We start from the raw sequence: 21,987 nt of genomic DNA on the forward strand, positions 1-21,987 counted from the left end.
ACGACCGCCCGCCCTACACCGTCCGCCCGTACGCGTACCCCCATGCCTTCATCCGCGTACGGGGCGGACCGCTGCCCGTACCTCTCCTCCGGCACCTCACCCCTCAGAAGGAGAACCACGATGACGATGACGCACCCCACCCGCCGTACGCCCCGTCAGCGCGCCTTACGCACCGCCGGAACCGGAAGCGTCGCGGCGCTCGGCCTGGCGCTCGCCGTCACGAGCCCCGCGACCGCCCAGCCGGCCGGGACACCGGCCGCCGCCGCGCCGTCCACGACCGTGAGCCCCGCCGGTCACGGCTTCACCGCCACGCTCAGCGGCAAGGCCACCTTCAAGGCCGGTTCGGTGACCGTCACCTGTAAGACCTCGGTCTCCAGTGGGCAGGTCCCGGCGGCGCCCGGTAACCAGAACCCGGCCGGGCCGGTGAGCAGTTCCACCACCCCGGCGACCTACGGCTCCTGCACGACGAGCATGCCGGGCGTCGCCGCGACCGTCACCACGACCGGCACCTGGGGCGTGGCCATGCAGTACGGGACACCGGTGACCGCCGGACTGACCATCCCGGCCGGCGGGTTCGTGCTCCAGACCAGCGGGCTGGCGTCCTGCACGGTGACGGCGGCTCCCACCTCGGCGGCAACGGTGAACGGCAGCTGGACCAACGGCGCGCCGTCCACCCTCACCTTCACCAACGCGTCGGTGCCGGTGAAGGTGGTGGGCGGTTTCGGCTGCCCGACCAGCGCGACCAGCTCGACGTTCAACGCCGCCTATACGGTGAGCGACACCACCGATCCCGCCGCCCAGATCACCGTCACCGGCTGAGCACCCCGCTGAGCCACGGGTGACGGCCGTTCCCCGAGCGGGCGTCACCCTCTCAGCGTGTGCTCATCCCGACGGCCGCCAGGGCCGCCAGCGCCGCCACGGCCACCGTGCCGGCCAGGAAGGCGGTGATCAGCCGGCGCCGCAGGGCCCGGTAGACACCTTCGTATTCGGTCCGCAAAGCGGCGCTGCGGGTCGCGATGCGCTCCAGGTAGGCCCGGGACGTCTGGTGCTGGTCCTGGCAGTAGCGCAGCTCCACTTCCCGCCGCTGGGTGTCGGTGAGCCAGGGCAGGCCGGCACAGAATTCCTCCGCGCGGGTCCGCGCCCGGTCCTTCTCCGCCTCCCAGAGGAGAAATCCCTCGATCTCGTTGACGGCCTGGTCCAGCTGCATTTCCGCGGCCCTCCGCATTCCTCCGCCGCTCCCCGTGCCGGCGGTCTTCCGCATGTCTTCGCCCATCCGCGTTCCCTCGCTCATGTGCGTGCGCCGATTTCGGTGGCGGCGGCGCCCTCGGCGTCCGCCATGACGGCGATCTCGTGCGCGATCTCCGGGTGGTGCAGATCGAACGCCGGGGATTCGGAGCGAATGCGCGGCAGGGTGCGGAAGTTGTGCCGCGGCGGCGGGCAGGACGTCGCCCATTCCAGCGAGCGGCCGTAGCCCCAGGGGTCGTCGGTCTCGACCTTCTTGGCGTACTTCGCGGTCTTCCAGACGTTGTAGAGGAACGGCAGAAGGGAGAGTCCGAGAAGGAAGGAGAAAAGGGTGGAGACGGTGTTCAGGGCGGTGAATCCATCGGCGGCGAGATAGTCGGGGATGCGGCGCACCATGCCTTCCGCGCCGAGCCAGTGCTGGACGAGGAAGGTGCCGTGGAAGCCCACGAACAGCGTCCAGAAGGTGATCTTGCCGAGCCGCTCGTCCAGCATCTTGCCGGTGAACTTCGGCCACCAGAAGTGGAAACCGGCGAACATCGCGAACACGACCGTACCGAACACCACGTAGTGGAAGTGCGCCACCACGAAGTACGAGTCCGAGACGTGGAAGTCCATCGGCGGCGAGGCCAGGATGACACCGGTCAGACCACCGAAGGTGAAGGTGATCAGGAAGCCGATCGTCCACAGCATCGGCGTCTCGAAGGACAGTGAGCCCTTCCACATCGTGCCGATCCAGTTGAAGAACTTCACACCCGTCGGCACCGCGATCAGGAACGTCATGAACGAGAAGAACGGCAACAGCACGCCGCCCGTCACATACATGTGGTGCGCCCACACCGTCACCGAAAGACCGGCGATCGAAATCGTCGCCGCGATCAGACCGAGGTAACCGAACATCGGCTTCCGGGAGAACACCGGAATGACCTCGGAAATGATGCCGAAGAACGGCAGCGCGATGATGTACACCTCGGGATGGCCGAAGAACCAGAAGAGGTGCTGCCACAGCAGTGCCCCGCCATTGGCCGCATCGAAGACATGCGCCCCAAATTTACGGTCCGCCTCCAGCGCGAACAGCGCCGCCGCCAGCACCGGGAAGGCCAGCAGCACCAGCACACCGGTCAGCAGCACGTTCCAGGTGAAGATCGGCATCCGGAACATCGTCATGCCGGGAGCCCGCATGCAGATGATCGTGGTGATGAAGTTGACCGAGCCGAGGATCGTGCCGAAGCCGGAGAAGGCCAGACCCATGATCCACATGTCGCCGCCGATGGCGGGGGAATGCACCGCGTCGGAGAGCGGCGCATAAGCGAACCAGCCGAAATCGGCGGCCCCTTGGGGCGTCAGAAATCCTCCGACGGCGATCAGCGAACCGAAGAGATAGAGCCAGTACGCGAACATGTTCAGCCGGGGAAAGGCGACATCGGGCGCGCCGATCTGGAGCGGCATGATCCAGTTCGCGAATCCGGCGAACAGCGGCGTCGCGAACATCAGCAGCATGATCGTGCCGTGCATCGTGAACGCCTGGTTGAACTGCTCGTTCGACATGATCTGGTGACCGGGACGGGCCAGTTCGGCGCGCATGAGCAGGGCCAGCAGACCGCCTAGGCAGAAGAAGGCGAAGGCGGTGACCAGGTAGAGCGTGCCGATCGTCTTGTGGTCAGTGGTCGTCAGCCACTTCACGGGAAACTTCATGCCCGGTAGGTGTCCGGAGCCGTCGCGATCCTCACCGGCGCGGGGACGAGACGGGGTGGCAAGTCTCACCCCGGAGGGTGTGAGGATCGGGGCGATGCCGGACACCAAGGGTTCATGAGCACGGACGACGCCTTCGCCGATGCCTATCGCGCGCACTACTGGGCGGTCAGCCGCTTCGTGGCGCGGCGGCTGGACGGGCAGGCACACGAGGTCGAGGAAGTGGTGGCGGAGGTCTTCTCCATAGCCTGGAGACGCCGCGCCGAACTCCCCGATGCGCCGCTGCCCTGGCTGTACGGGGTGGCCCGGAACTGTCTTGCCAACACGGTGCGGGGGCTGAGCCGTTACCGGCGGCTGCTGCACCGGCTCGGCAGTCACGAGGCGGCGCACCGCCGGCAGACCGTGGACAGTCCGGACGCCGAGCGGCCCGGCTCCTGGGTGCACGAGGCGCTGGCCCGGCTCTCCCCCGCCGACCAGGAGGTGCTGCGGCTGACGGCCTGGGAGGAACTGACCATCGAGGAGCTGGCGGTGACCCTCGGCTGCGGTCAGAGCGCGGCGGCCATGCGGCTGCACCGGGCGCGCGGCCGGCTCCGTACCCAGATCGAGCGGATGCGCCAGCGCGGCACCGCCCCGTCCGACGCGCCCCCACCACGGCCCGAGGCACCCCCCTCGCCGGAACCGGCGTCCCGCCCGGCCGCGCCCCGTCCCCTCACCCCCCACCCCGTACCTACCCGAGCGGGAGGCCGCCGCCATGACTGAGGAACTGGAGCTGCTGCGCCGGGCCGACCCCGTCTCCGCCGACGAGGGGCGCTGGCGCGACCGCCCGCTGACCGCACGGGCGCAGGCCCGGCTGGCGGCGCTGACGGCCGGCGCCGAACCGCGCGGCCGCCCGCGTCCGCTGCGCCGGCGGCCCCTGCTGATGGGCCTGGCCGCCGCGTCGGCGGCGGCCGCCGCGGCCCTGGTGCTGACCTTCTCCGGCGCCGGCAGCAGCCCCGCCGTCGCCGCGCCCCTCGCCCTCCCCGTACACGCCGACGCGCCGTCCGTGTCGCTGGACACCCTCGCCCTCCGGGCGGAGGCCAGGGCGCGGGCGGCGAGCCGCGAGGACGGGCCGCGGCGGGGCAGCCACCTCCAGAGCTGGTACATGAGCATGGAGTCGGGCCCGGACGCCGCGCCCCCCGTGACCGTGCCCGAGGAGCGCATCACCAGCTGGAACGACGACGGCAGCGGCTCGGAGCTGGTCGTGGCCACCGACCCGCGGCACCCGGGCCGTCCGGTGATCCACGAAAACGACGGCACATGGCAGACCGTCAGCGACGGCAAGGTGCTGCACCGCAAGACCTATCCGGCGGGCTCGGAGGCCCAGCACAGCGGGCTGGCCGCCCGGACGAAGCCCGCGACGGACGCCGGGAAGCTGCGCGAACAGCTCTCCTGGCTGTACGGCGGGGCGGACGGCACCAGCACGACACCGCAACTTCTGTCGGCGCTCTCCTCGTTCCGTCAGGAGTGGACGCCGGGGCCGCGGGAGACGGCCGCCGTCGTCCGGATGCTGGCCGATGCGGACGGTCTGCGGCCGGCGGGGGTGGTCACCGACCGGATGGGCCGGCGCGGGCAGGCGTATGTGTACGACGGCCCGGACGGCGCGACGAACTCCACCCGCCAGATGGTGATCCTCGACCCGCGGACCGGCGACCTCCTGGGGCTGGAGATCACCTTCACCAAGGACGAGCCGGAGTTCAAGATCAAGTCGGGGGAGGTCATGTCGTACGAGGCGTGGATGCCGTGAGGCGACGGTGACCCCGGCGGCCCGGAGCAGGGCGCCGGGGCACCGGGCCGGGGCGCCCCCGAGTGGCGGGGCGGGCCGTCATGGCCGACCCTTGAGGGAACGCGACGATCCACCTCGGCGCGGCGGTCCGGTCTGGCCCGCCGCGCCGTTTTCCTGCCCGGCCACGCCCCTCCCATAGGGCGTGGCCCACGTCACAACGGGCCGATGGTTGCAGCGGATCTTCGCGATATGGATCACAGCAAGCGGTGTCCCAAAGTGCTCCCCGAAAGGGAGTTTCCCCTGCAAGGAGCGGGTATACGGCCGACTGCGCGGTCGTCCGCGCACCGTCCGTGATGATCCGGTCTGCCCCTATGGTCGACCTTTGCCCGTCGCGTCCTGACGGGCCCTGCCCGCCTCCCCACGGCGGGCGATGTCATGTTGTCGTCCAAGAGAGCGCAGGCGAGCGAGCACGTGCCGACGCAGTCCCCCGTCGTACCCGGGCCCCGTCACCCCGTCGGCAGTCGAGCAGATGCGGCATCCGGTCCCCCGCAGGACCGCGCCGCGGACTCCGCGCAGCACACCTCGGGCGAGGTGACCGTCGTCGACCCCGCGATGGTCAAGCGTGCGGTGTCGGCCGCGGCCCTCGGCAATGCGATGGAGTGGTTCGACTTCGGCGTGTACAGCTACATCGCGGTCACCCTCGGACATGTCTTCTTCCCGTCCGGGAATCCGACCGCGCAGTTGCTGTCGACGTTCGGAGCGTTCGCGGCGGCGTTCCTGGTGCGGCCGATCGGCGGCATGGTCTTCGGGCCGCTCGGTGACCGGATCGGCCGGCAGAAGATCCTCGCGATCACCATGATCATGATGGCGGCGGGCACCTTCGCCATCGGTCTGATCCCGTCCTATGCCTCCATCGGCGTCGGCGCACCGATCCTGCTGCTCGTCGCCCGCCTGGTACAGGGCTTCTCCACCGGTGGTGAATACGGCGGCGCCTCCACCTTCATCGCCGAGTACGCGCCGGACAAGAAGCGCGGATTCCTGGGCAGCTGGCTGGAGTTCGGCACCCTGGCCGGCTACGTCGGCGGCGCCGGCCTGGTCACGCTGATGACCGCGCTGCTGTCCACCGAGGACCTCAACTCCTGGGGCTGGCGGATCCCGTTCCTGATCGCCGGACCGATGGGCATCATCGGCCTCTACCTGCGGATGCGGCTCGAAGAGACCCCGGCCTTCGCGCAGTTGGAGAAGGAGGCGCGGACGAAGGAGAAGGCGCGCCGCGAGGCCGAGAAGCGGATCGGCCTCCGCGAGATGATCTTCGGTCAGTGGCGGGCGCTGCTGCTGTGCGTCGGGCTGGTCCTGGTCTTCAACGTCACGGACTACATGCTGCTGTCGTACATGCCGAGCTATCTGACCTCGGAGCTCAAGTACGACGAGACGCACGGGCTGCTGGTCGTGCTGGCGGTGATGGTCCTGATGATGGGCGTCCAGCCGTTCGCGGGCAGGCTCACCGACCGCTTCGGCCGCCGGCCGGTCATCGGCGCGGGCTGCCTCGGCTTCCTGCTGCTGTCCGTGCCCGCCCTGCTGCTGATCCGGCAGGGGTCGCTGGCCGCCATCGCGCTGGGCATGGCCGCGCTGGGCCTGCTGCTGGTCACCTTCACCGCGGCGATGCCGTCCACGCTGCCCGCGCTGTTCCCGACCAAGGTCCGCTACGGCTCGCTGTCGATCGGCTTCAACGTCTCCGTGTCGCTCTTCGGCGGGACGACGCCGCTGGTGGTCACCGCCCTGATCGGCGCGACCGGCAACAAGATGATGCCCGCCTACTACATGATGGCGGCGGCCGTGATCGGCGGTATCGCCGTGCTGCTGATGTCGGAGAGCGCCGGTAAGCCGCTGCCCGGCTCCCCGCCGGCCGTCGAGACCGAGGCCGAGGCGCAGGAGGTCCGGCGCGCGGCGAGGGCCGACGCGGCGGCCTGATCCGCGGACTGCCCCAGGCGTGGCAAGGCCCGGCCGGATGCTTCCGGCCGGGCCTTCGGCGTTCCCCCGGGCAGGGGCGGGAACCGGCCACGCCCCGCCGCCGTCTGTGTCGCTGCCGATCACTTGACCGGCGGCGGTGAACGGGGGACGAGGATGAGCCTGGCTACGGGCGCGGCGGCGCGCACCACGGGGCGGCGGCGCGCGCTGCTGGTGGTGCTGATGTTGCTGGCCGTGCAGCTGGTGTCGCTGGCCAGGCCGGCGTACGCCTGTGGGTGCGGGGCGATGGTGCACGATCCGAAGACCACCATGGCGGTGGACCGCGAGACCTCGGTGGTGCGCTGGGACGGCCGGTCCGAGCAGATCGTGATGAGCCTGACGGTGAACGGCACCGCCCCGGACGCCGCGTGGATCATGCCCGTGCCGCACCGGGCCACGGTGGAGCTGGCCGACCCCGGCCTGTTCGACCAGCTCGCCGCGCTGACCGCACCGGCCGTCGAGCGGCGCCACCACTTCTGGCCCCGGGGCAGTGACTGGCCGTTCGAGGGGGACGGCGCCGCCGCCGAGGCCCCGGCTCCCGGCACCCGCGGCCCCGGGGTCGGGGTGGTCGGCCGCGAGCGCCTGGGCCCGTTCGACGTGGCCCGGCTGACCGCCACCGACCCGCAGGCGCTGCGCAACTGGCTGAAAACCAATGGGTTCCCACTCCCCGACGCACTGGCCACCGAACTCCGCCCCTATGTGGCCCAGCGCTGGGAGTACGTGGCGATCCGCCTGGCCCCGGCCGCGGCAGACCACCCGCTGACCGGCACCCTCGAACCGCTGCACCTGTCCTTCGCCAGCAACCGGCTCGTCTACCCCATGCGGCTCTCCCGCCTCGCCAAAACACCGCAGTCGCTGGGGCTCTACGTCCTCGCGCCGCACCGGATGGAGCCGCGCAGCGCCCTCGGCGGCTCCGAGCCCGAGGTCTTCTTCGCGGGCCGGATCACCCCCGTGGGCGCCCTGCGCGCACTCGGCGGCACCAGGCGCACGTTTCTGACCGCGCTCGACCAGACCTTCCCGCAGCCCCGGCGCATCACCGGCGACCACGAACTCGTCCGCGCCGCCGGGGACACCCCGTTCCACCGGGTCACCTACACCTCCGCGCTACTGAGGGTGGGCGGAATCCCGGCCTGGGTACTGACGGTCGGCGGCACGCTGCTGCTCCTGGTAGCGGCCACGCTGGTGCTCGTCCTGCGCAGCCGCCGCCCGGTGCCGCCGCCGCGCCCGGTGCCACCACCCCTGACGTGACGGTGCCGATACCACCGGGCGGGGCATCGCCCGGCCGTGGCACCCCGCCCTGACCGGCGCCCCTCGGGCACCGTGCGGCACGATGGTCGGCATGAGCATCGTGAAGATCAACGTACTGACCGTCCCCGCCGAGCAGCGCGAGGTCCTGGAGCAGCGCTTCGCCGCGCGCGCCGGGACCGTGGACTCCTCGGACGGCTTCGAATGGTTCGAGCTGCTGCGCCCCGTGGAGGGCACCGACCAGTACCTCGTCTACACCCGGTGGCGGGACGAGGAGTCGTTCCAGGCGTGGATGGAGGGGCCGATGAAGGCCGCGCACCAGCGGGGTGGCGGCGCCGAGGGTGGGGAGCGCCCCAAGCCGGCCGCGTCCGGTTCCACGCTGTGGTCCTTCGAGGTGGTGCAGCAGACCGGGCCGAAGCAGGGCTGAGCGGCACCGGCGGCGTCACCCGAAATCCGTTGCGCGGGGCCCCGGTCCGGCCGTGACAATGGCGCCATGAGTGACGCCGCCACCCTCCGTCTCCCCTGGGCCGTCTCGGCCGAACCGGTCGGCTCGCCGGACGCCGCGGCGCTGCTGCGCGACTACTACACCGAGGTGGCCGACCGCTACTTCGCGCTCCATGAGGACCGCCGCTCGACGGCGGCGGAGATCGACGAGGGGCTGGCGGAGTACCCGAGCGCCGATCTGGCGCCGCCGGGCGGGGTGCTGCTGGTGGCGCGGTACGGCGGGGACGTGGCGGGCTGTGCCGGGGTGCGGCTGCTGGACGCGCGCACCGCGGAGCTCAAGCAGATGTTCGTACGGGCCGCCTGGCGCGGGCGGGGCGGCGCGGGCGCGCTGCTGGGTGCCGCCGAGACGGCCGCGGTGCGGCTGGGCGCCGAGCGGATACGGCTCGACACCCGGCGGGATCTGGTGGAGGCCGTGGCGCTCTACCGGCGGCACGGATTCGAGGAGATCGAGCCCTACCACGACGATCCCTACGCGGAGATCTTCTTCGAGAAGCGGCTGGCCGGGGGCCGTTGACGGTCCGGGGGCAGGCGCCGGTCCCCGCTCCCCGCCGGCCGGGCTCACTTCGCCAGGTCCGGTGGCTGGGGCGCGGGCGGCGGGGTGCGCGGCACCGGCGGCCGGGCGTCGCCGTTGTGCGGCTCCTCCGCGTCCGAACCGCACAGCTCCGCGGTCAGCTCGTGGACGAGTTCGGTGAGATCGGTGGGCCGGTCCCTGGTCCACCAGTCACCCAGCATCTCCGCGAGCGACTCCTGACGGGCCGCCGCGAGCCGCTCCGCGGTGTCCCGTCCGCGGTCGGTGAGCAGCAGCAACAGCCCCTCGCGGGTGGCGAGTCCGCGGACCTCCATCTGCCGGACGCTCTCGCTGATCACGCCCAGCGGCACGGTGCTGCGTTCGGCGAGCAGTGCCGGTTCCACCGACCCGTAGCGGTGGATGCGCAGGATCAGCCAGGCGGCGGCCGGTTTGAGGTCCAGTCCGGCCCGTGCGGCGATCTTCTCGTAGATGTGCTTACGGCCTTCCCGGCTGCCGAGGGTGGACAGGGCGCGGGCGACCTCGTCGCGTGAGGACCGCTCGACGGGGTTGGAGGACAGCACCTGGCTGGTGTCGGGCGCGGTGACACTGCTGCGCAGCGGCTCCTCCTTGAGGAACCAGGCCAGGACGAAGGCCACCAGGACGACCGGGACGGCGTAGAGGAAGACATCGGTGATCGAGACGGCGTAGGCGTCCAGGACACCGGCCCGCAGCCCGGCCGGCAGCCTGCCCACGGTCCGCGGGTCCTCGGCGATCCTGGAGGGGTCGATGCCGGGCGGCAGTTGGTGCCCGGCGACGGCGTCCGCGATCCGCGGGCCGAGGTGGCCGGCGAAGATCGTGCCGAAGATGGAAACGCCGAACGAGCCGCCGATGGAGCGGAAGAACGTGGCGCCGGAGGTGGCCACGCCCAGGTCCTGGTAGGGCACCGCGTTCTGCACGATCAACACCAGCACCTGCATGACCAGGCCGAGTCCGAAGCCGAAGACGAAGAAGCAGGCGCTCATGCCGGCGACACCGCTGTCCGCGTCGAGCTGGTGCAACAGCAGCAGACCGAGCGCCACTACACCGGTGCCGGCGATCGGGAAGACCTTGTAGTGGCCGGTGCGGCTGACGATCTGCCCGGAGCCGGTGGAGGCCAGCAGCATGCCGATCACCATCGGCAGCATGTGCACCCCGGACATGGTCGGGCTGACGCCCTGGACGACCTGGAGGAACGTCGGCAGATAGGTCATCGAGCCGAACATGGCGAAGCCGACGACGAAGCCGATGACGGCGGTGAGCGAGAAGGTGCGCAGCCGGAACAGGCGCAGCGGCAGCACGGGTTCGGCGGCCCGCCGCTCGATGCCGAGGAAGACGCCCAGCAGCGCGAGGCCGAGCACGCCGCACCCCACGACCTGCCAGGACGCCCACGGGTAGGTGACGCCGCCGAACGAGGTCATCAGCACGAAGCAGGCGGCGACCGCGGCGATCACCACGGTGCCCAGGTAGTCGATCCGGTGCCGGGTGCGGGGGCGCGGGATGTGCAGCACGGCGGCGATGACGGCGAGCGCGACGATGCCGACGGGGACGTTGATGTAGAACACCCAGCGCCAGCTGAGGTATTCCACGAACAGCCCGCCCAGCAGCGGGCCGAGGACGCTCGCCCCGCCGAAGACGCCACCGAACAGGCCCTGGTACTTCCCCCGTTCGCGGGGCGGCACGATATCGCCGACGATCGCCATCGACAGCACGATCAGCCCGCCGCCGCCCAGCCCCTGGAGGGCCCGGAAGGCGATCAGCTCGCCCATGTTCTGCGCGATACCGCACAGCACCGAGCCGATCAGGAAGATCACGATGGCGGTCTGGAAGAGCTTCTTGCGGCCGTACTGGTCACCGAGCTTGCCCCAGAGGGGCGTCGCGGCCGTCGCGGCCAGAAGGTAGGCGGTGACGACCCAGGAGAGGTGGTTGAGGCCGCCGAGGTCGCTGACGATGGTGGGCAGCGCGGTGGCGACGATGGTCTGGTCGAGCGCCGCGATGAGCAGGCCGAGCAGCAGCGCGCCGATCGCGACGAGGACCGTCCGCGGGGACCGGTCCTCGCCGGGGACGGCCGGAGCGCCGGTGTCCTGCGCCATGAGCGTCTTCCTCCGTTCCGGAGCGTCCCGTGCGGTGCCGGGGACCCGGAGCGGCCGGTGCGGTACCGGGCCGTCCGTCCCGGGCCGCCGCCGGCCGCCCTTGCCGTGCCGTGTCTCCTTCGGACTTCTTCCATCCTGGGCGGTTCCACCGGATATGGCCCGCCGAGCGGCGCCCGGCATCGGGGGTCTCCCGGAGGACACCCGGGGTATGCCGGGCGGATGTCTTCGAGCACCTGCGCGGACCGGTGCGGCGTCTGGATAATCGCTGCCGGTTCGATGCCTCCAGGGAGGGGAACACCCGTGACGGCACAGACCTGTCCGCACTGCTTCGCCCCCGTACGCGGCCATGGCCGGCCGGCCTGCCTGTGTGCGGCGGCCGCGGCGGACGACTTCGATCCGCTGCGCGTTCGGCCGTACGTGTCACTGCCCGACGGGGAGGGGGAGGCAGGCGACAACGACGGCGCGGCGGACGGCACCGCGCTCGGCCGGGGTGACCTGCTGGACGACTTACCCGGGGTGGACGCGGCGGTGCACTACGCCGACGGGCCGTCGTCGTCCGGCACCGGGCCGTCGTCGTCCGCCACCGGACCGCCCCTGGACCCCGGGCAGAGCCTGACTCCCGGTCCGCCCGGCGCGGGGCCCGCCGACCCCCTGATGCCCCGTATGCGGCGCCGCCCCGCCGGCCCGGCCTCCCGGACGTGCAGCGCGTCGGAGGGACCGGAGGAGGAGCCGGCCGCCGGCGGCTCCACCGCCGCCCCGCGCCGGCGGCGCGCGCTGCCGGCCGTACTGCTGACCGCCGGGGCCGCCATGGCCGCCACCGCCGTGCTGATCGGCACCGACGCCCTCTCCGGCGGCACCCAGACCCGGGCGGCGCCGCCCGACCGCGGCACCGCCTCCCCCGACGCCGCCCTCCCCACCGGCGGCACCTCCGCCCCCGCACCCAGCGGCGCCACTTCGCCCACCGCGACCCGCTCCCCGTCACCGGACGCGACCACCCCCGCGGCGAGCGTGCGCCCCTACCGGACCCCGGCCCCGCGTCCCCCCGCCCCCACCCGGGCCTCCGGCAGCGTCTCGGACTCCCCCGCCACCCACGGCCCCAGCGCCCCGCCCACCGGGCCGATCGTGCTGCGCGAGGGGGCCGGCGGCCCGGAAGTGGTGGAGCTTCAGGGGCGGCTGCGGCAGCTGGCGCTGTACCCCGGCCCGGAGGACGGCCGCTACGACGCGGACGTACGGGACGCCGTGGCGCGCTACCAGCGGGCCTATGGGGTGGCGGGCGATCCGGACGGCGTCTACGGCGCGCCGACCCGGGCGTCCCTGGAGTCCCGGACGCAGGCACCGCAGACCTCGCCCACAGAGCGCTGACCAGCCCCGATGCAGGCCGCTGACCAGCCCGGTTGTCCCCAGCGGGCGCTTTTTGTATCGTGAAGAAACAAAGTGGTTCCGCCCGCACTCCCTGACCGGCGGGCGGGACCGCTCTGTTCCTTCCGTACGTGTCTTCCGTACGTGCGCGATCCGCACCGTCCGTAGCGCCCAGGAGCCCGCCGATGACGGCCACCACCACGCTCACCGCCCGCGCCCTGCTGCTGGACATGGACAGCACGATCGTGAACTCCGAGGCCGTGGTGGAGCGCTGCTGGCGCCGCTGGGCCACCGAACAGGGGCTGGACGGGGACACGATCCTCCAGGTCGTCCACGGCCGGCAGGGCTGGGCCACGATGGCCGCGCTGCTCCCGGACCGCCCGATGGAGCTCAACCTGGCGGACAACCGCCGGATGCTGGCCCAGGAGACCGCCGATATGGACGGCGTGGTGCCGGTCCCCGGCGCCCCCGCGTTCATGGCCGCCCTCGCCGCGCTGCCGCACGCCCTGGTGACCTCCGCCGATATCGCGCTCTCCGACGCCCGGATGGGCGCGGCCGGGCTGCCGATGCCGGACGTGCGGATCACCGCGGAGAGCGTGAGCGCCAGCAAGCCCGACCCGGAGGGCTTCCTCAAGGGCGCCGCCGAGCTGGGCTTCGCCCCCGAGGACTGCCTGGTGTTCGAGGACTCCGAGGCGGGCATCGAGGCGGGCCGGGCGGCCGGCATGCGGGTGGTCGGCGTCGGCGGCCGGGCCGCCGCGTTCGGGCCCACCGTGCAGATACCCGACCTCACCCACGTCCGCGTCGAGGCGTCGGCGGACGGCGTGATCGCGGTGCACATCGGCGGCTGAGCGCCGGACGGCCCGGGGCCCCGGGGGCCGGCGCCGTCCAGGGGCCGCGCCGTCCAGGGGCCGCGCCGTCCAGGGGCCGCGCCGTCCAGGGGCGACGCCGCACACACCGGGCGGGCCGAACCTCCCCTCTACACCCGCCCACCCCCCGAAGGGGGGTGGGCGGCGGGGAAAAAACTCAGCCCACGATCGCCTCATACAGGCTGAAGCCCGCCAGCAGCAGCATCACGGCCGCCGCGATCTTGGTGATGAGGGCGAGCGGCACATACTTCATCAGCGTGCGGCCGCCCAGGATGCCCAGGCCCGCCACCGCCCACAGCGCCAGGACGGCACCGACGCCGACCGAGAGCGGAGCGTCGTAACGGGCCGCGAGGTTGGCGGTCATGATCTGGGTCAGATCACCGAACTCGGCGACCAGGATCATCATGAAGCCCGCCCCGGAGACCTTCCAGAAGCTCTGGTCGGCGGGCTTCTTCACCTCTTCCTCGTCGTCGCCCTTGCGGAACAGCAGCACGGCGGCGCCCGCGAGGAAGAGGACACCGACCACGCCCTGCACCACACGGTGCGGCAGCAGGTTCAGCACGCTGCCCGCGGCGATGGCGAGGGCGACATGCACCAGGAAGGCCGCGGCGACACCGGCGAAGACATAGGAGGCGCGGTAGCGGGTGCCGAGCATCAGGCCGGCGAGAGCGGTCTTGTCGGGAAGTTCGGCGAGGAAGACGACGCCGAAGACGACGGCGGCGATGGTGAAGCTGAACACGGGGTGGGATACCTCGATCGGTCGGGCCGCACCAAAAGGCCCGGGAAAGGGGTCGCTTCGGCACGGCAGCGTCGAACACTGCGGCCGAAGGTCTCGCTGGCGCGGTACGGCTGGGTACCGCGCTCCGGGCGCCGGCTCGCCCGTCGTCACAGCGCGCGGAACGCGCTCCACCAGGAGTGGTGGTCGGGCGACGGGAGGGCAGTATGTCGACGGTCCGGCAGAGAGCTACTCCCCTTCTGCTGACGTCAAGGGTACGCGGTGCAGCTTTCCGCGCGCGACCAGCTCCAGCACCACCGCACAGGCCGTCGCCTGCACCGCCAGCAGCGCCACCAGCACGAACAGCTGCACCGCACCGGCCTGCACGGGCGAGGCCCCGCCCAGCAGCATGCCCACGAACGCACCGGGGAGTGTGACCAACCCCACGGTCCGGGTCTGGTCGAGCCCCGGCAGCAGCGCGTCCGACGCGGCCGGGCGGGCGACCTCCATCCGTGCGTCGCGGTCGACCAGCCCCAGCGCGAGGCCCGCCTCGAACTCGCCGCGCCGGGTCTCCAGCTCGTCCAGCGCCCGCCGCCCGGCCAGGACGGTGGCGGTCAGCGCGCCGCCGATCAGGATGCCGGTGACGGGGATCAGGGTGATTCCGCGCGGCGGCACCAGACCGGTGAGCAGCAGCAGCCCGACGACCGGGACGACCCCGACGGCGATCGGCGCGGCGGCCCACCACCAGGTGCGATTGCGGGTGATCCGGCGTCCGGCGGTCCGTACCGCCACCGCGAACATCAGCATGAGGAAGGCCAGCAGCCGGGGCAGGGCGTGCACCACCCAGCCGATGAGGTAGGAGACGGCGGCGAGTTGGGCGGCGGCGCGCAGTCCGGCGACCGCGATCGCCCGGGTGTGGCCGAGGCGGGCCAGTGCGGCGACGGCCACGGCGGCGATCAGCAGGGCGGCGAGGACGATCCCGAGAGTGGCGTTGACCGGCAGCAGCACGCGCTCACTGTAGGGGTGTGACGAGGGGCGCATACGCCGGAGCGACACAACCGGAGTGCCACTGTGCAGTTATGTCGTCCCGTCAGCCCTTGAACTGACGTGGGCATGTCGTCACCCTGTTACCTGGTGCACGTCTCACGGAAACCCCACAGCGACACCATGAGCCGCGCACCGCACGTCAACTTCCCCCCACATTCCGGGAGTTTCGATGAAAAAGGTCTACGCGCGTCGAGTTTCCCTCGCCGCGGGTTCGGCCGCGGCCCTGGTCTGCACACTGGCGCTGAGCTGCCAGTCCGCCCAGGCGGCACCGCCCAGCCCGCCGGACGCGGCGACCGCTCGGAAGTACCTCGCCGACATCAAGGAACAGGCCGAGGGCCCGCAGGACGGCTACAGCCGCGACAAGTTCCCGCACTGGATCGACCAGGGCAAGAACTGCAACACCCGCGAAGTGGTGCTCAAGCGCGACGGCACGGACGTACAGCAGGACGGCAGCTGCAAGACGACCAGCGGCAAGTGGGTCTCCGCCTACGACAACGCGACCTGGACCGACCCGGCCGACCTCGACATCGACCATGTCGTACCGCTGTCCGAGGCGTGGAAGTCGGGCGCCGCGCAGTGGACCACCGAGCGCCGCAAGGAGCTGGCCAACGATCTCACCCACTCCCAGCTGATCGCGGTCACCGACAACCTCAACCAGGAGAAGGGCGACCAGGACCCGGCGAAGTGGCTGCCGCCCAAGACCTCGTACCACTGCGAGTACGCCCGGATGTGGGTGTCGGTGAAGCATGAGTACGACATGACCGCGGACTCCGCCGAGAAGGCCGCGCTGAAGAAGATCCTGGACGGCTGCTGAGCCCCGCTCCTCAGGGCTGCCGACCCGCGCGCCCGTCGGCCGGAAATTGACCGGTCGGCGGGCGCGCCGCCTCCCGGCCACCCGCCGCGCCCCTGGTGCTCCTATCCTCTGACCACGACGAAGGGGAGGCACCCGATGGCCGGACTGCGCTTGGGGCCGCTGCTGCGGTATGTCGACGCGGACAGCGCGACGGTATGGGTGGAGACCGACCGGCCGTGCGTGGTGCACGTCCGCTGCGACGACGGGGCGGCCGGCGCGGAGCACACCTGGCAGGTCGCCGGGCACCACTACGCGCTGGTCCCGGTGACCGGACTGACGCCCGGCAGCGAGACGCCCTACCGGGTCCTCCTGGAAGATCCGGGGGCGACTCCCACCGGTAGCCAGGAGGAGGTCTGGCCGCTGCCCGGCAGCCACTTCCCCGCGAGCGCCATCCGCACCCTCCCCGCCTCCGCACAGGAGCCCCTGCACTTCGCCTTCGGCTCCTGCCGCTGGTCCGCGACGCCCTCGAAGGCGCACCACGACCCGGTCGGCCCGGACGCGCTGGACACCCTCGCCGCCAACCTGGCCGCCGGTTCCGGACGGCAGCGCCCCGACGTCCTGCTCCTGCTGGGCGACCAGGTCTACGCCGACCAGACCTCCGAGGCGACCGCGCAGGCGCTGGCCGGCCGCCGCGACCTCACCGAGCCACCGTGGAAGCAGGTCGCCGACTACGAGGAATACACCTACCTCTACTACGAGTCCTGGCTCGACCCGGAGGTCCGCTGGCTGCTGTCCACGGTCCCCAGCTGCATGATCTTCGACGATCACGATGTGATCGACGACTGGAACACCTCGGCGTCCTGGCTGGCCCGGATGCGCGCGACCCCGTGGTGGCGGGAGCGGATACTCGGCGGCCTGATGTCGTACTGGGTCCACCAGCACCTGGGCAATCTCTCGCCCGCGGAACTGGCCGCCGACGAGCTGTACGCGCAGGTCCGGGCGGTGCCGGACGCGACGGACCTGGTACGGGAGTTCGCGGCCGGTGCGGACAACGATCCGGCGCACGCGCGCTGGAGCTACCGCCGCGACTTCGGCCGGGTGCGGCTGGTCATGATCGACACCCGGGCCACCCGGGTGCTGGACGAGGGCCGCCGCGCGATGCTCGACAAGACCGAGGGCGAATGGCTGCGGCAGGCGGTGCTGGACGGGCGCGGCAGCTACGACCATCTGCTGCTCGGCAGTTCGCTGCCCTGGCTGCTGCCGCATCTGATCCATGCCGGGGAGGGCTGGAACGCCGCGCTGTGCGCCGGTGAACGCGGCTCCCGCTGGGCCCGCCGCAGCGAGCTGCTGCGCCAGCGCGCCGACTTGGAGCACTGGGCGGCCTTCCCCGGATCGTTCACCGCGCTCACCGAGCTGATCGCCGAGGCGGGCTCCGGTGCCGGCGCCCCGGCGACGGTCTGTGTGCTGTCCGGGGACGTGCACCACGCGTATGTGGCGGAGCCGCACTGGCGCGGCGCCGGTCCGCACCCCACGAGCCGGGTGCTCCAGCTGACCTGCTCCCCCGTCCACAACAGCATCCCCGGCTCGCTCCAGGCCGGTTTCCGCTTCGGCTGGAGCCGCTCCGGCCGCTGGCTGGGCAAGCTGCTGGCCCGGCACGGGCGGCTGCCCAAGCCGGCGGTGAAGTGGCGGCGCACCGGCGGGCCCTGGTTCGGCAATCAGCTGATGACGCTGACACTGGCGGGCCGGGCGGCGCGGCTGGCCCTGGACCAGACCCGCCGGGAGAAGCGGGGCGGCGTCCGGCTCGTCACGGTCTGGCGGGCCGCGTTGGCCGATACCCGCGGGGGCGGGGAAACCGGTGTCACGGGCGGTCCGGCGGCGGGCACCGAACGGCCGAAGTCCGGATGAGGCGGACGTTCCGGCGTCCGTGACGCTCCGTCTGTGCGCCGGAGGCGTGCGATCCGCGAATCCGCCACGTTATTTTGCCCACTCGACTCCTCCGCCGGCGGGCCGGGCAGTGATGATGGGGCGCACTTCTGCTCGTCGCCCGAACGTCCCGGGCGGCCGCGCCCCGGCCGTCCACCGCCCCAGGGAGAGCTCCTTTTGGCCGCCGACCACTTCGCCGACCACCGCCCCCGGCACGCCCTCGCGCTCGTCGGCGCCGGGCCGCGCGGGACGAGCGTGCTGGAGCGGATCTGCGCCTCGGCCGCCGAACTGGCCCCGGGCTCCCGGCTGACCGTCCATGTCATCGATCCCGCGCCGCCCGGTGCCGGCCAGGTGTGGCGCACCGCCCAGCCGCCCGAGCTCCTGATGAACACCGTGGCCTCGCAGGTCACCCTGTTCACCGATGACAGCGTGGAGTGCGCCGGCCCGATACGCCCCGGGCCGAGCCTGTACGACTGGGAGGGGTGCGAGGTCGGCCCGGACGACTATCCGGGGCGCGCGCTGTACGGGCGCTATCTGGAGTGGTTCTTCCGCCACACGGTGCGCACCGCACCCGAGGGGGTGCGGGTGGTGACGCACCCGGCCCACGCGGTGCGGCTGGCCGAGGCCCCCGACGGCACCCAGTCCCTCACCCTCGACAACGGCCGGACGCTGCACGGCCTGGGGGCGGTGGTCCTCGCCCAGGGCCATCTGCCGGCCGTCGCGGACGCGGAGCAGCGGCGGCTGGCCGACTACGCCGCCGGGCACGGGCTGCGCTATCTGCCGCCCGCGAATCCCGCCGACCTCTCGGCCGCCCTGGAGGCGCTGGCGCCGGGCCGTCCGGTACTGCTGCGCGGGCTCGGCCTCAACTTCTTCGATCACATGGCGCTGCTGACGACGGCCCGGGGCGGCCGGTTCGTCCGCGGCGCCGACGGGACGCTGACGTATCTGCCGTCCGGCCGCGAACCCCGGCTGTACGCGGGCTCCCGGCGCGGCGTTCCGTACCACGCGCGCGGCGACAACGCGAAGGGCGCGCACGGCCGTCATCTGCCGCTGCTGCTCACCGAGGACGTGATAGCGGCCTTCCGCAAGCGCGCGGACTCCGGTGAGCTGCCCGACTTCCTGGCGGAGGTCTGGCCCCTGGTGGCCAAGGAGGTGGAGACGGTCTACTACGAGGCGCTGCTGGCGCGACGCGATGCGGGCGGCATGCCGGACCCCCTCTTCCGGGAGCGGTTCCGGCAGCGCTTCCTGGGCAGCGCGCACCGCAGCCCCGAAGAGGCCGCCGCCCTGGACGCGTTCGGGATCGGGCCGGGCGAGCGCTGGGACTGGGAGCGGATCTCCCGGCCGCACGCGGAGCGGTCGTTCGCCGGCCGCGCCGCCTTCCGGGAGTGGCTGCTGGACCATCTGCGGGAGGACGTCGCCCACGCCCGCCAGGACAATGTGTCCGGCCCGGTCAAGGCGGCCCTGGACGTGCTGCGGGATCTGCGCAACGAGCTGCGGCGGATCGTCGACCACGGCGGGCTGGCCGGCGCGTCCCGCCGTGACCATCTGGACCGCTGGTACACCCCGCTCAACGCCTTTCTCTCCATCGGGCCGCCGCGGCGCCGGATCGAGGAGATGACCGCGCTGATCGAGGCCGGGGTGCTGGAGGTGGTCGGGCCCCGGATGACGGTCCGGCCCGGCTCCGCCGACGGCCGCGAGCCCGGCTTCACGGCGCACTCCCCGGACGTGCCGGGCTCCACGGTGACGGCGACGGCCCTGATCGAGGCACGGCTGCCGGAGCCGGATGTCCGGCGCACCGCGGACCCGCTGCTGGCCCGGCTGCTGGCCGAGGGCGGCGGCCGGCCGCACACCGTGGACGGCTACGAGAGCGGCGGGCTCGATGTGTCGCCGAGCCCGTACCACCTCATCGGGGCCGACGGGCGGCGCCATCCGCGGCGGTTCGCGGTCGGGGTGCCGACGGAGGGGGTGCACTGGGTGACCGCGGCCGGGGCGCGTCCCGGCGTGGGGTCGGTGACGTTGGCGGATACGGATGCGGTGGCGCGGGCGGCGCTGCGGGCGGCGGTCGGGGGCACGGACCCGGCCGCGGGGGGCGGTATGAGTGCGGGCGTGGCCTCGGCGACCGGCGTGGCGTCGGCGGCGGGAGTGGTTTCGGGGCAGGTGCGGCCGCTTCCAGCCAAAGATCCCATATGGCCAGAGGTTGAACTTGCAAGTACAGATTAGGTGTCCCTAACCTGTGCCCTTCACGGTTATGTCGTCCCCAGAAGCCGTAGGAGTCCCCACATGTCCACACCGCTCACCTCGTTCACCCAGAGATCCACGCCGCACGCGCTCGCGCTCTTCCGCATCGTCATCGGCCTGCTCTTCGCCTGCCACGGCGCCTCCTCACTCTTCGGCGTCCTCGGCGGCGCCATGGGCCAGGGCGGCACCGTCCCCACCGGCAGCTGGCCGGGCTGGTACGCGGCCGTGATCCAGCTGGCCGGCGGCCTCCTGGTGATGCTCGGCCTGGGTACCCGCGCCGCCGCGTTCATCAGCTCCGGCTCGATGGCGTACGCGTACTTCACCATGCACCAGGGTTCGGGACTGTTCCCGATACAGAACGGCGGCGAGCCCTCCGCGCTGTACTGCTGGGCGTTCCTGCTGATCTTCTTCACCGGCCCCGGCGCATGGGCCCTCGACCGGGTCTTCTTCGGCGACCGCGGCGCGGAGGCGGCCCCGGCCGCTCAGCGGGAGCCCTCCGCCGTCTGACGCCCCACGCTTCGGCGGACCCCGGCCCGCCTCCCACGGCCCGTACGGCAGCTCTGCCGTACGGGCCGCACCGCGTCCGGCGCCCAAGGGCGGGACACGCCGGGCGCGGGCCATCCCTCCTCATAAGGGGCATGCCACGCGTCCCGGGCGCCACGCACCCAATGCCGCTTCCCACGTATCCCACCCCCACCCTTTCGGCCACCATGGCCAGGCGTACGCTGTATGGCTGTAGCGCCGCCCCTGCCGCACCGAGCGACGTCGCGGCGGGGTTCGGACCGGGAGAAGGACGTTGCTGGAAAGCCTGGGGTCCCTCGGCGGCAGCCCTTGGGTGTATGTGATCGTCAGCATCTCGATCGTTCTCGACGTCTTCGTCCCGATCCTGCCCAGCGGGGTCCTGGTGATCGCCGCGGCCACTACGGCGGCCGGCACCGGCACGGCGGCCGACGCGGTCGGCGGCGCCGAGGTCACCGCCACCGTCCACAGCGGTGCCCACCTGGCCGAAATGCTGTCCCTGGTGCTGTGTGCGGCCACCGCCTCCGTGCTCGGCGACATGGTCGCCTACCGGCTCGCCCGGCGCGGCGGCGACCGCTTCGACCGCGCCATCGGCCGCTCCCGCCGGCTGGCCACGGCACAGGAACGACTCGGTACGGCGCTGACGCGGGGCGGCGGCGGCATCGTCGTCCTGGCCCGCTTCGCCCCCGCCGGACGCTCCGTGGTCAGCCTGGGCGCCGGTGTCGCGCACCGTACGGTCCGCGAGTTCCTCCCCTGGTCCGCCCTGGCCGGCTTGGTCTGGGCGACCTACAGCGTGAGCCTCGGCTACTTCGGCGGGCACTGGCTCGGCACCTCCTGGATGAGCACGGCCCTCTCCGTCGTCGCCCTCTTCGCCGCCGGATCGGCCGCCGCCTTCCTGATGCGCCGCCCGGAGCGTCACCCGGCGCACTGACGGGGCGGCGGCGGACGCCGAGGGCCGGTTGTCGGCGGTCTGTTGTTGAGGGCATGTGATCGGCGGTCTGTCGTTGGGCCGGTGACCGGCGGTCTGTTGTTGGGCTACCGGCGGCGGGGCGGAAATGATCCGCGCGCTCCTGGAGGCGGCGCGGGCCGCCGGGGAGCGGACCGCGATCGTGCTCGGCCATCCGCCGTATTACCCGCGCTTCGGGTTCGCCCCGGCCGCCCCGCGGTTCGGCATTCTGCCGCCGCGGCCCTGGCCGGACGATGCCTTCATGGCGCTGTCCCCGGACGGCTCCCCGCCCCCGCGCGGCACGGTGCGCTACGCCCGGGCGTTCGGCATCGACTGGCACCGGGCCCGGTGCCGCCGCCCGCCCTCGCGCCGGTGCGGCCGAGACCGATGCCAATACGGAGTAAAGTCGACCGTCCCACCAACCCGCCCACCGTCTCCTGCGAGCGCAGCACCGCTCCCCCGGCGCCGGACCGGCGCCGCTCCGAGGGCGGCACC

At 72.5% G+C, this 21,987-nt stretch carries 19 protein-coding genes; 14 read left to right on the forward strand and 5 right to left on the reverse strand.

Annotated features, from left to right (window positions below):
- Positions 1–120 precede the first annotated feature (120 nt).
- Entirely contained in the window at positions 121–819 is a 699-nt protein-coding gene (locus ACFWJW_RS12670; protein WP_387238812.1) for a hypothetical protein, read from the forward strand.
- 52 nt (positions 820–871) lie between these two features.
- Here ACFWJW_RS12670 and ACFWJW_RS12675 read toward each other — a convergent pair whose 3' ends face one another.
- Both ACFWJW_RS12675 and ctaD read right to left on the reverse strand, forming a co-directional pair.
- Positions 872–1,207, reverse strand: coding sequence for a hypothetical protein (locus ACFWJW_RS12675; RefSeq protein ID WP_387238815.1), 336 nt, complete (start codon positions 1,205–1,207; stop codon positions 872–874).
- Positions 1,208–1,287: 80 nt separating this feature from the next.
- Positions 1,288–2,934: a cytochrome c oxidase subunit I gene (gene ctaD, locus ACFWJW_RS12680; protein WP_387238818.1), complete on the reverse strand. Its 1,647-nt coding sequence runs from the start codon at positions 2,932–2,934 to the stop codon at positions 1,288–1,290.
- Positions 2,935–3,048: 114 nt separating this feature from the next.
- On the opposite strand from ctaD, the gene ACFWJW_RS12685 reads away from it, so the two are divergent.
- From ACFWJW_RS12685 to ACFWJW_RS12710, 6 genes are all read left to right on the forward strand, one after another.
- Positions 3,049–3,690 (forward strand): RNA polymerase sigma factor, encoded by a 642-nt coding sequence (locus ACFWJW_RS12685; protein ID WP_387238821.1) that lies wholly within the window; start codon positions 3,049–3,051, stop codon positions 3,688–3,690.
- Positions 3,683–4,714, forward strand: coding sequence for a CU044_5270 family protein (locus tag ACFWJW_RS12690; RefSeq protein WP_387238824.1), 1,032 nt, complete (start codon positions 3,683–3,685; stop codon positions 4,712–4,714). The genes ACFWJW_RS12685 and ACFWJW_RS12690 overlap by 8 nt, the downstream gene beginning before the upstream one ends.
- Before the next feature lie 450 nt (positions 4,715–5,164).
- Positions 5,165–6,664, forward strand: a complete 1,500-nt coding sequence (gene proP, locus ACFWJW_RS12695; protein WP_387238825.1) for a glycine betaine/L-proline transporter ProP — start codon at positions 5,165–5,167, stop codon at positions 6,662–6,664.
- Between the two features lie 219 nt (positions 6,665–6,883).
- Positions 6,884–7,948, forward strand: a complete 1,065-nt coding sequence (locus tag ACFWJW_RS12700; RefSeq protein WP_387238991.1) for a DUF2330 domain-containing protein — start codon at positions 6,884–6,886, stop codon at positions 7,946–7,948.
- A 91-nt stretch (positions 7,949–8,039) separates the two neighbouring features.
- Positions 8,040–8,372: an antibiotic biosynthesis monooxygenase family protein gene (locus tag ACFWJW_RS12705; protein WP_387238827.1), complete on the forward strand. Its 333-nt coding sequence runs from the start codon at positions 8,040–8,042 to the stop codon at positions 8,370–8,372.
- Positions 8,373–8,438: 66 nt separating this feature from the next.
- Entirely contained in the window at positions 8,439–8,963 is a 525-nt protein-coding gene (locus ACFWJW_RS12710) for a GNAT family N-acetyltransferase (protein WP_387238829.1), read from the forward strand.
- Positions 8,964–9,007: 44 nt separating this feature from the next.
- Here the strand turns inward: ACFWJW_RS12710 and ACFWJW_RS12715 are convergent, their stop codons facing one another.
- On the reverse strand, positions 9,008–11,086 hold the full coding sequence (locus ACFWJW_RS12715; RefSeq protein WP_387238831.1) for an MFS transporter: 2,079 nt from the start codon (positions 11,084–11,086) through the stop codon (positions 9,008–9,010).
- Between the two features lie 300 nt (positions 11,087–11,386).
- Between ACFWJW_RS12715 and ACFWJW_RS12720 the strand changes: the two genes are divergently transcribed.
- Together ACFWJW_RS12720 and ACFWJW_RS12725 are read left to right on the forward strand one after the other, a co-directional pair.
- Positions 11,387–12,448, forward strand: a complete 1,062-nt coding sequence (locus ACFWJW_RS12720) for a peptidoglycan-binding protein (RefSeq protein WP_387238834.1) — start codon at positions 11,387–11,389, stop codon at positions 12,446–12,448.
- 182 nt (positions 12,449–12,630) lie between these two features.
- Positions 12,631–13,293 carry an HAD-IA family hydrolase gene (locus tag ACFWJW_RS12725; RefSeq protein WP_387238837.1) on the forward strand — a complete coding sequence of 221 codons (663 nt, stop codon included), beginning with the start codon at positions 12,631–12,633 and terminating at the stop codon, positions 13,291–13,293.
- A 175-nt stretch (positions 13,294–13,468) separates the two neighbouring features.
- Here the strand turns inward: ACFWJW_RS12725 and ACFWJW_RS12730 are convergent, their stop codons facing one another.
- On the reverse strand, positions 13,469–14,050 hold the full coding sequence (locus ACFWJW_RS12730) for a TMEM165/GDT1 family protein (protein WP_387238840.1): 582 nt from the start codon (positions 14,048–14,050) through the stop codon (positions 13,469–13,471).
- Between the two features lie 225 nt (positions 14,051–14,275).
- Complete coding sequence (locus ACFWJW_RS12735) at positions 14,276–15,034, reverse strand: ABC transporter permease (RefSeq protein ID WP_387238843.1); 759 nt, start codon at positions 15,032–15,034, stop codon at positions 14,276–14,278.
- Positions 15,035–15,242: 208 nt separating this feature from the next.
- Between ACFWJW_RS12735 and ACFWJW_RS12740 the strand changes: the two genes are divergently transcribed.
- The 5 genes from ACFWJW_RS12740 to ACFWJW_RS12760 all read left to right on the forward strand — a co-directional run bounded on the left by ACFWJW_RS12740 (position 15,243) and on the right by ACFWJW_RS12760 (position 21,477).
- A complete protein-coding gene (locus ACFWJW_RS12740) occupies positions 15,243–15,887 on the forward strand; it encodes an HNH endonuclease family protein (RefSeq protein WP_387238846.1) in 645 nt (214 codons plus the stop codon).
- A 135-nt stretch (positions 15,888–16,022) separates the two neighbouring features.
- Positions 16,023–17,771 carry an alkaline phosphatase D family protein gene (locus tag ACFWJW_RS12745; protein WP_387238849.1) on the forward strand — a complete coding sequence of 583 codons (1,749 nt, stop codon included), beginning with the start codon at positions 16,023–16,025 and terminating at the stop codon, positions 17,769–17,771.
- A 195-nt stretch (positions 17,772–17,966) separates the two neighbouring features.
- Entirely contained in the window at positions 17,967–20,009 is a 2,043-nt protein-coding gene (locus ACFWJW_RS12750) for an FAD/NAD(P)-binding protein (protein WP_387238852.1), read from the forward strand.
- Positions 20,010–20,069: 60 nt separating this feature from the next.
- Positions 20,070–20,534, forward strand: coding sequence for a DoxX family protein (locus tag ACFWJW_RS12755; RefSeq protein WP_387238855.1), 465 nt, complete (start codon positions 20,070–20,072; stop codon positions 20,532–20,534).
- Between the two features lie 289 nt (positions 20,535–20,823).
- A complete protein-coding gene (locus ACFWJW_RS12760; RefSeq protein WP_387238858.1) occupies positions 20,824–21,477 on the forward strand; it encodes a DedA family protein in 654 nt (217 codons plus the stop codon).
- Positions 21,478–21,987 lie beyond the last annotated feature (510 nt).

This window comes from Streptomyces sp. NPDC127097, assembly GCF_042724075.1.
Classification (GTDB): domain Bacteria; phylum Actinomycetota; class Actinomycetes; order Streptomycetales; family Streptomycetaceae; genus Streptomyces.

Excerpts from the sequence above, each read along its gene's own strand:
- ACFWJW_RS12675 (WP_387238815.1), bottom strand. The coding sequence starts at position 1,207 with ATGCAGCTGGACCAGGCCGTCAACGAGATCGAGGGATTTCTCCTCTGG.
- ACFWJW_RS12705 (WP_387238827.1), top strand. The coding sequence starts at position 8,040 with ATGAGCATCGTGAAGATCAACGTACTGACCGTCCCCGCCGAGCAGCGC.
- ACFWJW_RS12690 (WP_387238824.1), top strand. The coding sequence starts at position 3,683 with ATGACTGAGGAACTGGAGCTGCTGCGCCGGGCCGACCCCGTCTCCGCC.
- ACFWJW_RS12725 (WP_387238837.1), top strand. The coding sequence starts at position 12,631 with ATGACGGCCACCACCACGCTCACCGCCCGCGCCCTGCTGCTGGACATG.
- ACFWJW_RS12710 (WP_387238829.1), top strand. The coding sequence starts at position 8,439 with ATGAGTGACGCCGCCACCCTCCGTCTCCCCTGGGCCGTCTCGGCCGAA.
- ACFWJW_RS12700 (WP_387238991.1), top strand. The coding sequence starts at position 6,884 with ATGTTGCTGGCCGTGCAGCTGGTGTCGCTGGCCAGGCCGGCGTACGCC.
- ACFWJW_RS12755 (WP_387238855.1), top strand. The coding sequence starts at position 20,070 with ATGTCCACACCGCTCACCTCGTTCACCCAGAGATCCACGCCGCACGCG.
- ACFWJW_RS12670 (WP_387238812.1), top strand. The coding sequence starts at position 121 with ATGACGATGACGCACCCCACCCGCCGTACGCCCCGTCAGCGCGCCTTA.
- ctaD (WP_387238818.1), bottom strand. The coding sequence starts at position 2,934 with ATGAAGTTTCCCGTGAAGTGGCTGACGACCACTGACCACAAGACGATC.
- ACFWJW_RS12745 (WP_387238849.1), top strand. The coding sequence starts at position 16,023 with ATGGCCGGACTGCGCTTGGGGCCGCTGCTGCGGTATGTCGACGCGGAC.
- ACFWJW_RS12740 (WP_387238846.1), top strand. The coding sequence starts at position 15,243 with ATGAAAAAGGTCTACGCGCGTCGAGTTTCCCTCGCCGCGGGTTCGGCC.
- ACFWJW_RS12715 (WP_387238831.1), bottom strand. The coding sequence starts at position 11,086 with ATGGCGCAGGACACCGGCGCTCCGGCCGTCCCCGGCGAGGACCGGTCC.
- ACFWJW_RS12685 (WP_387238821.1), top strand. The coding sequence starts at position 3,049 with ATGAGCACGGACGACGCCTTCGCCGATGCCTATCGCGCGCACTACTGG.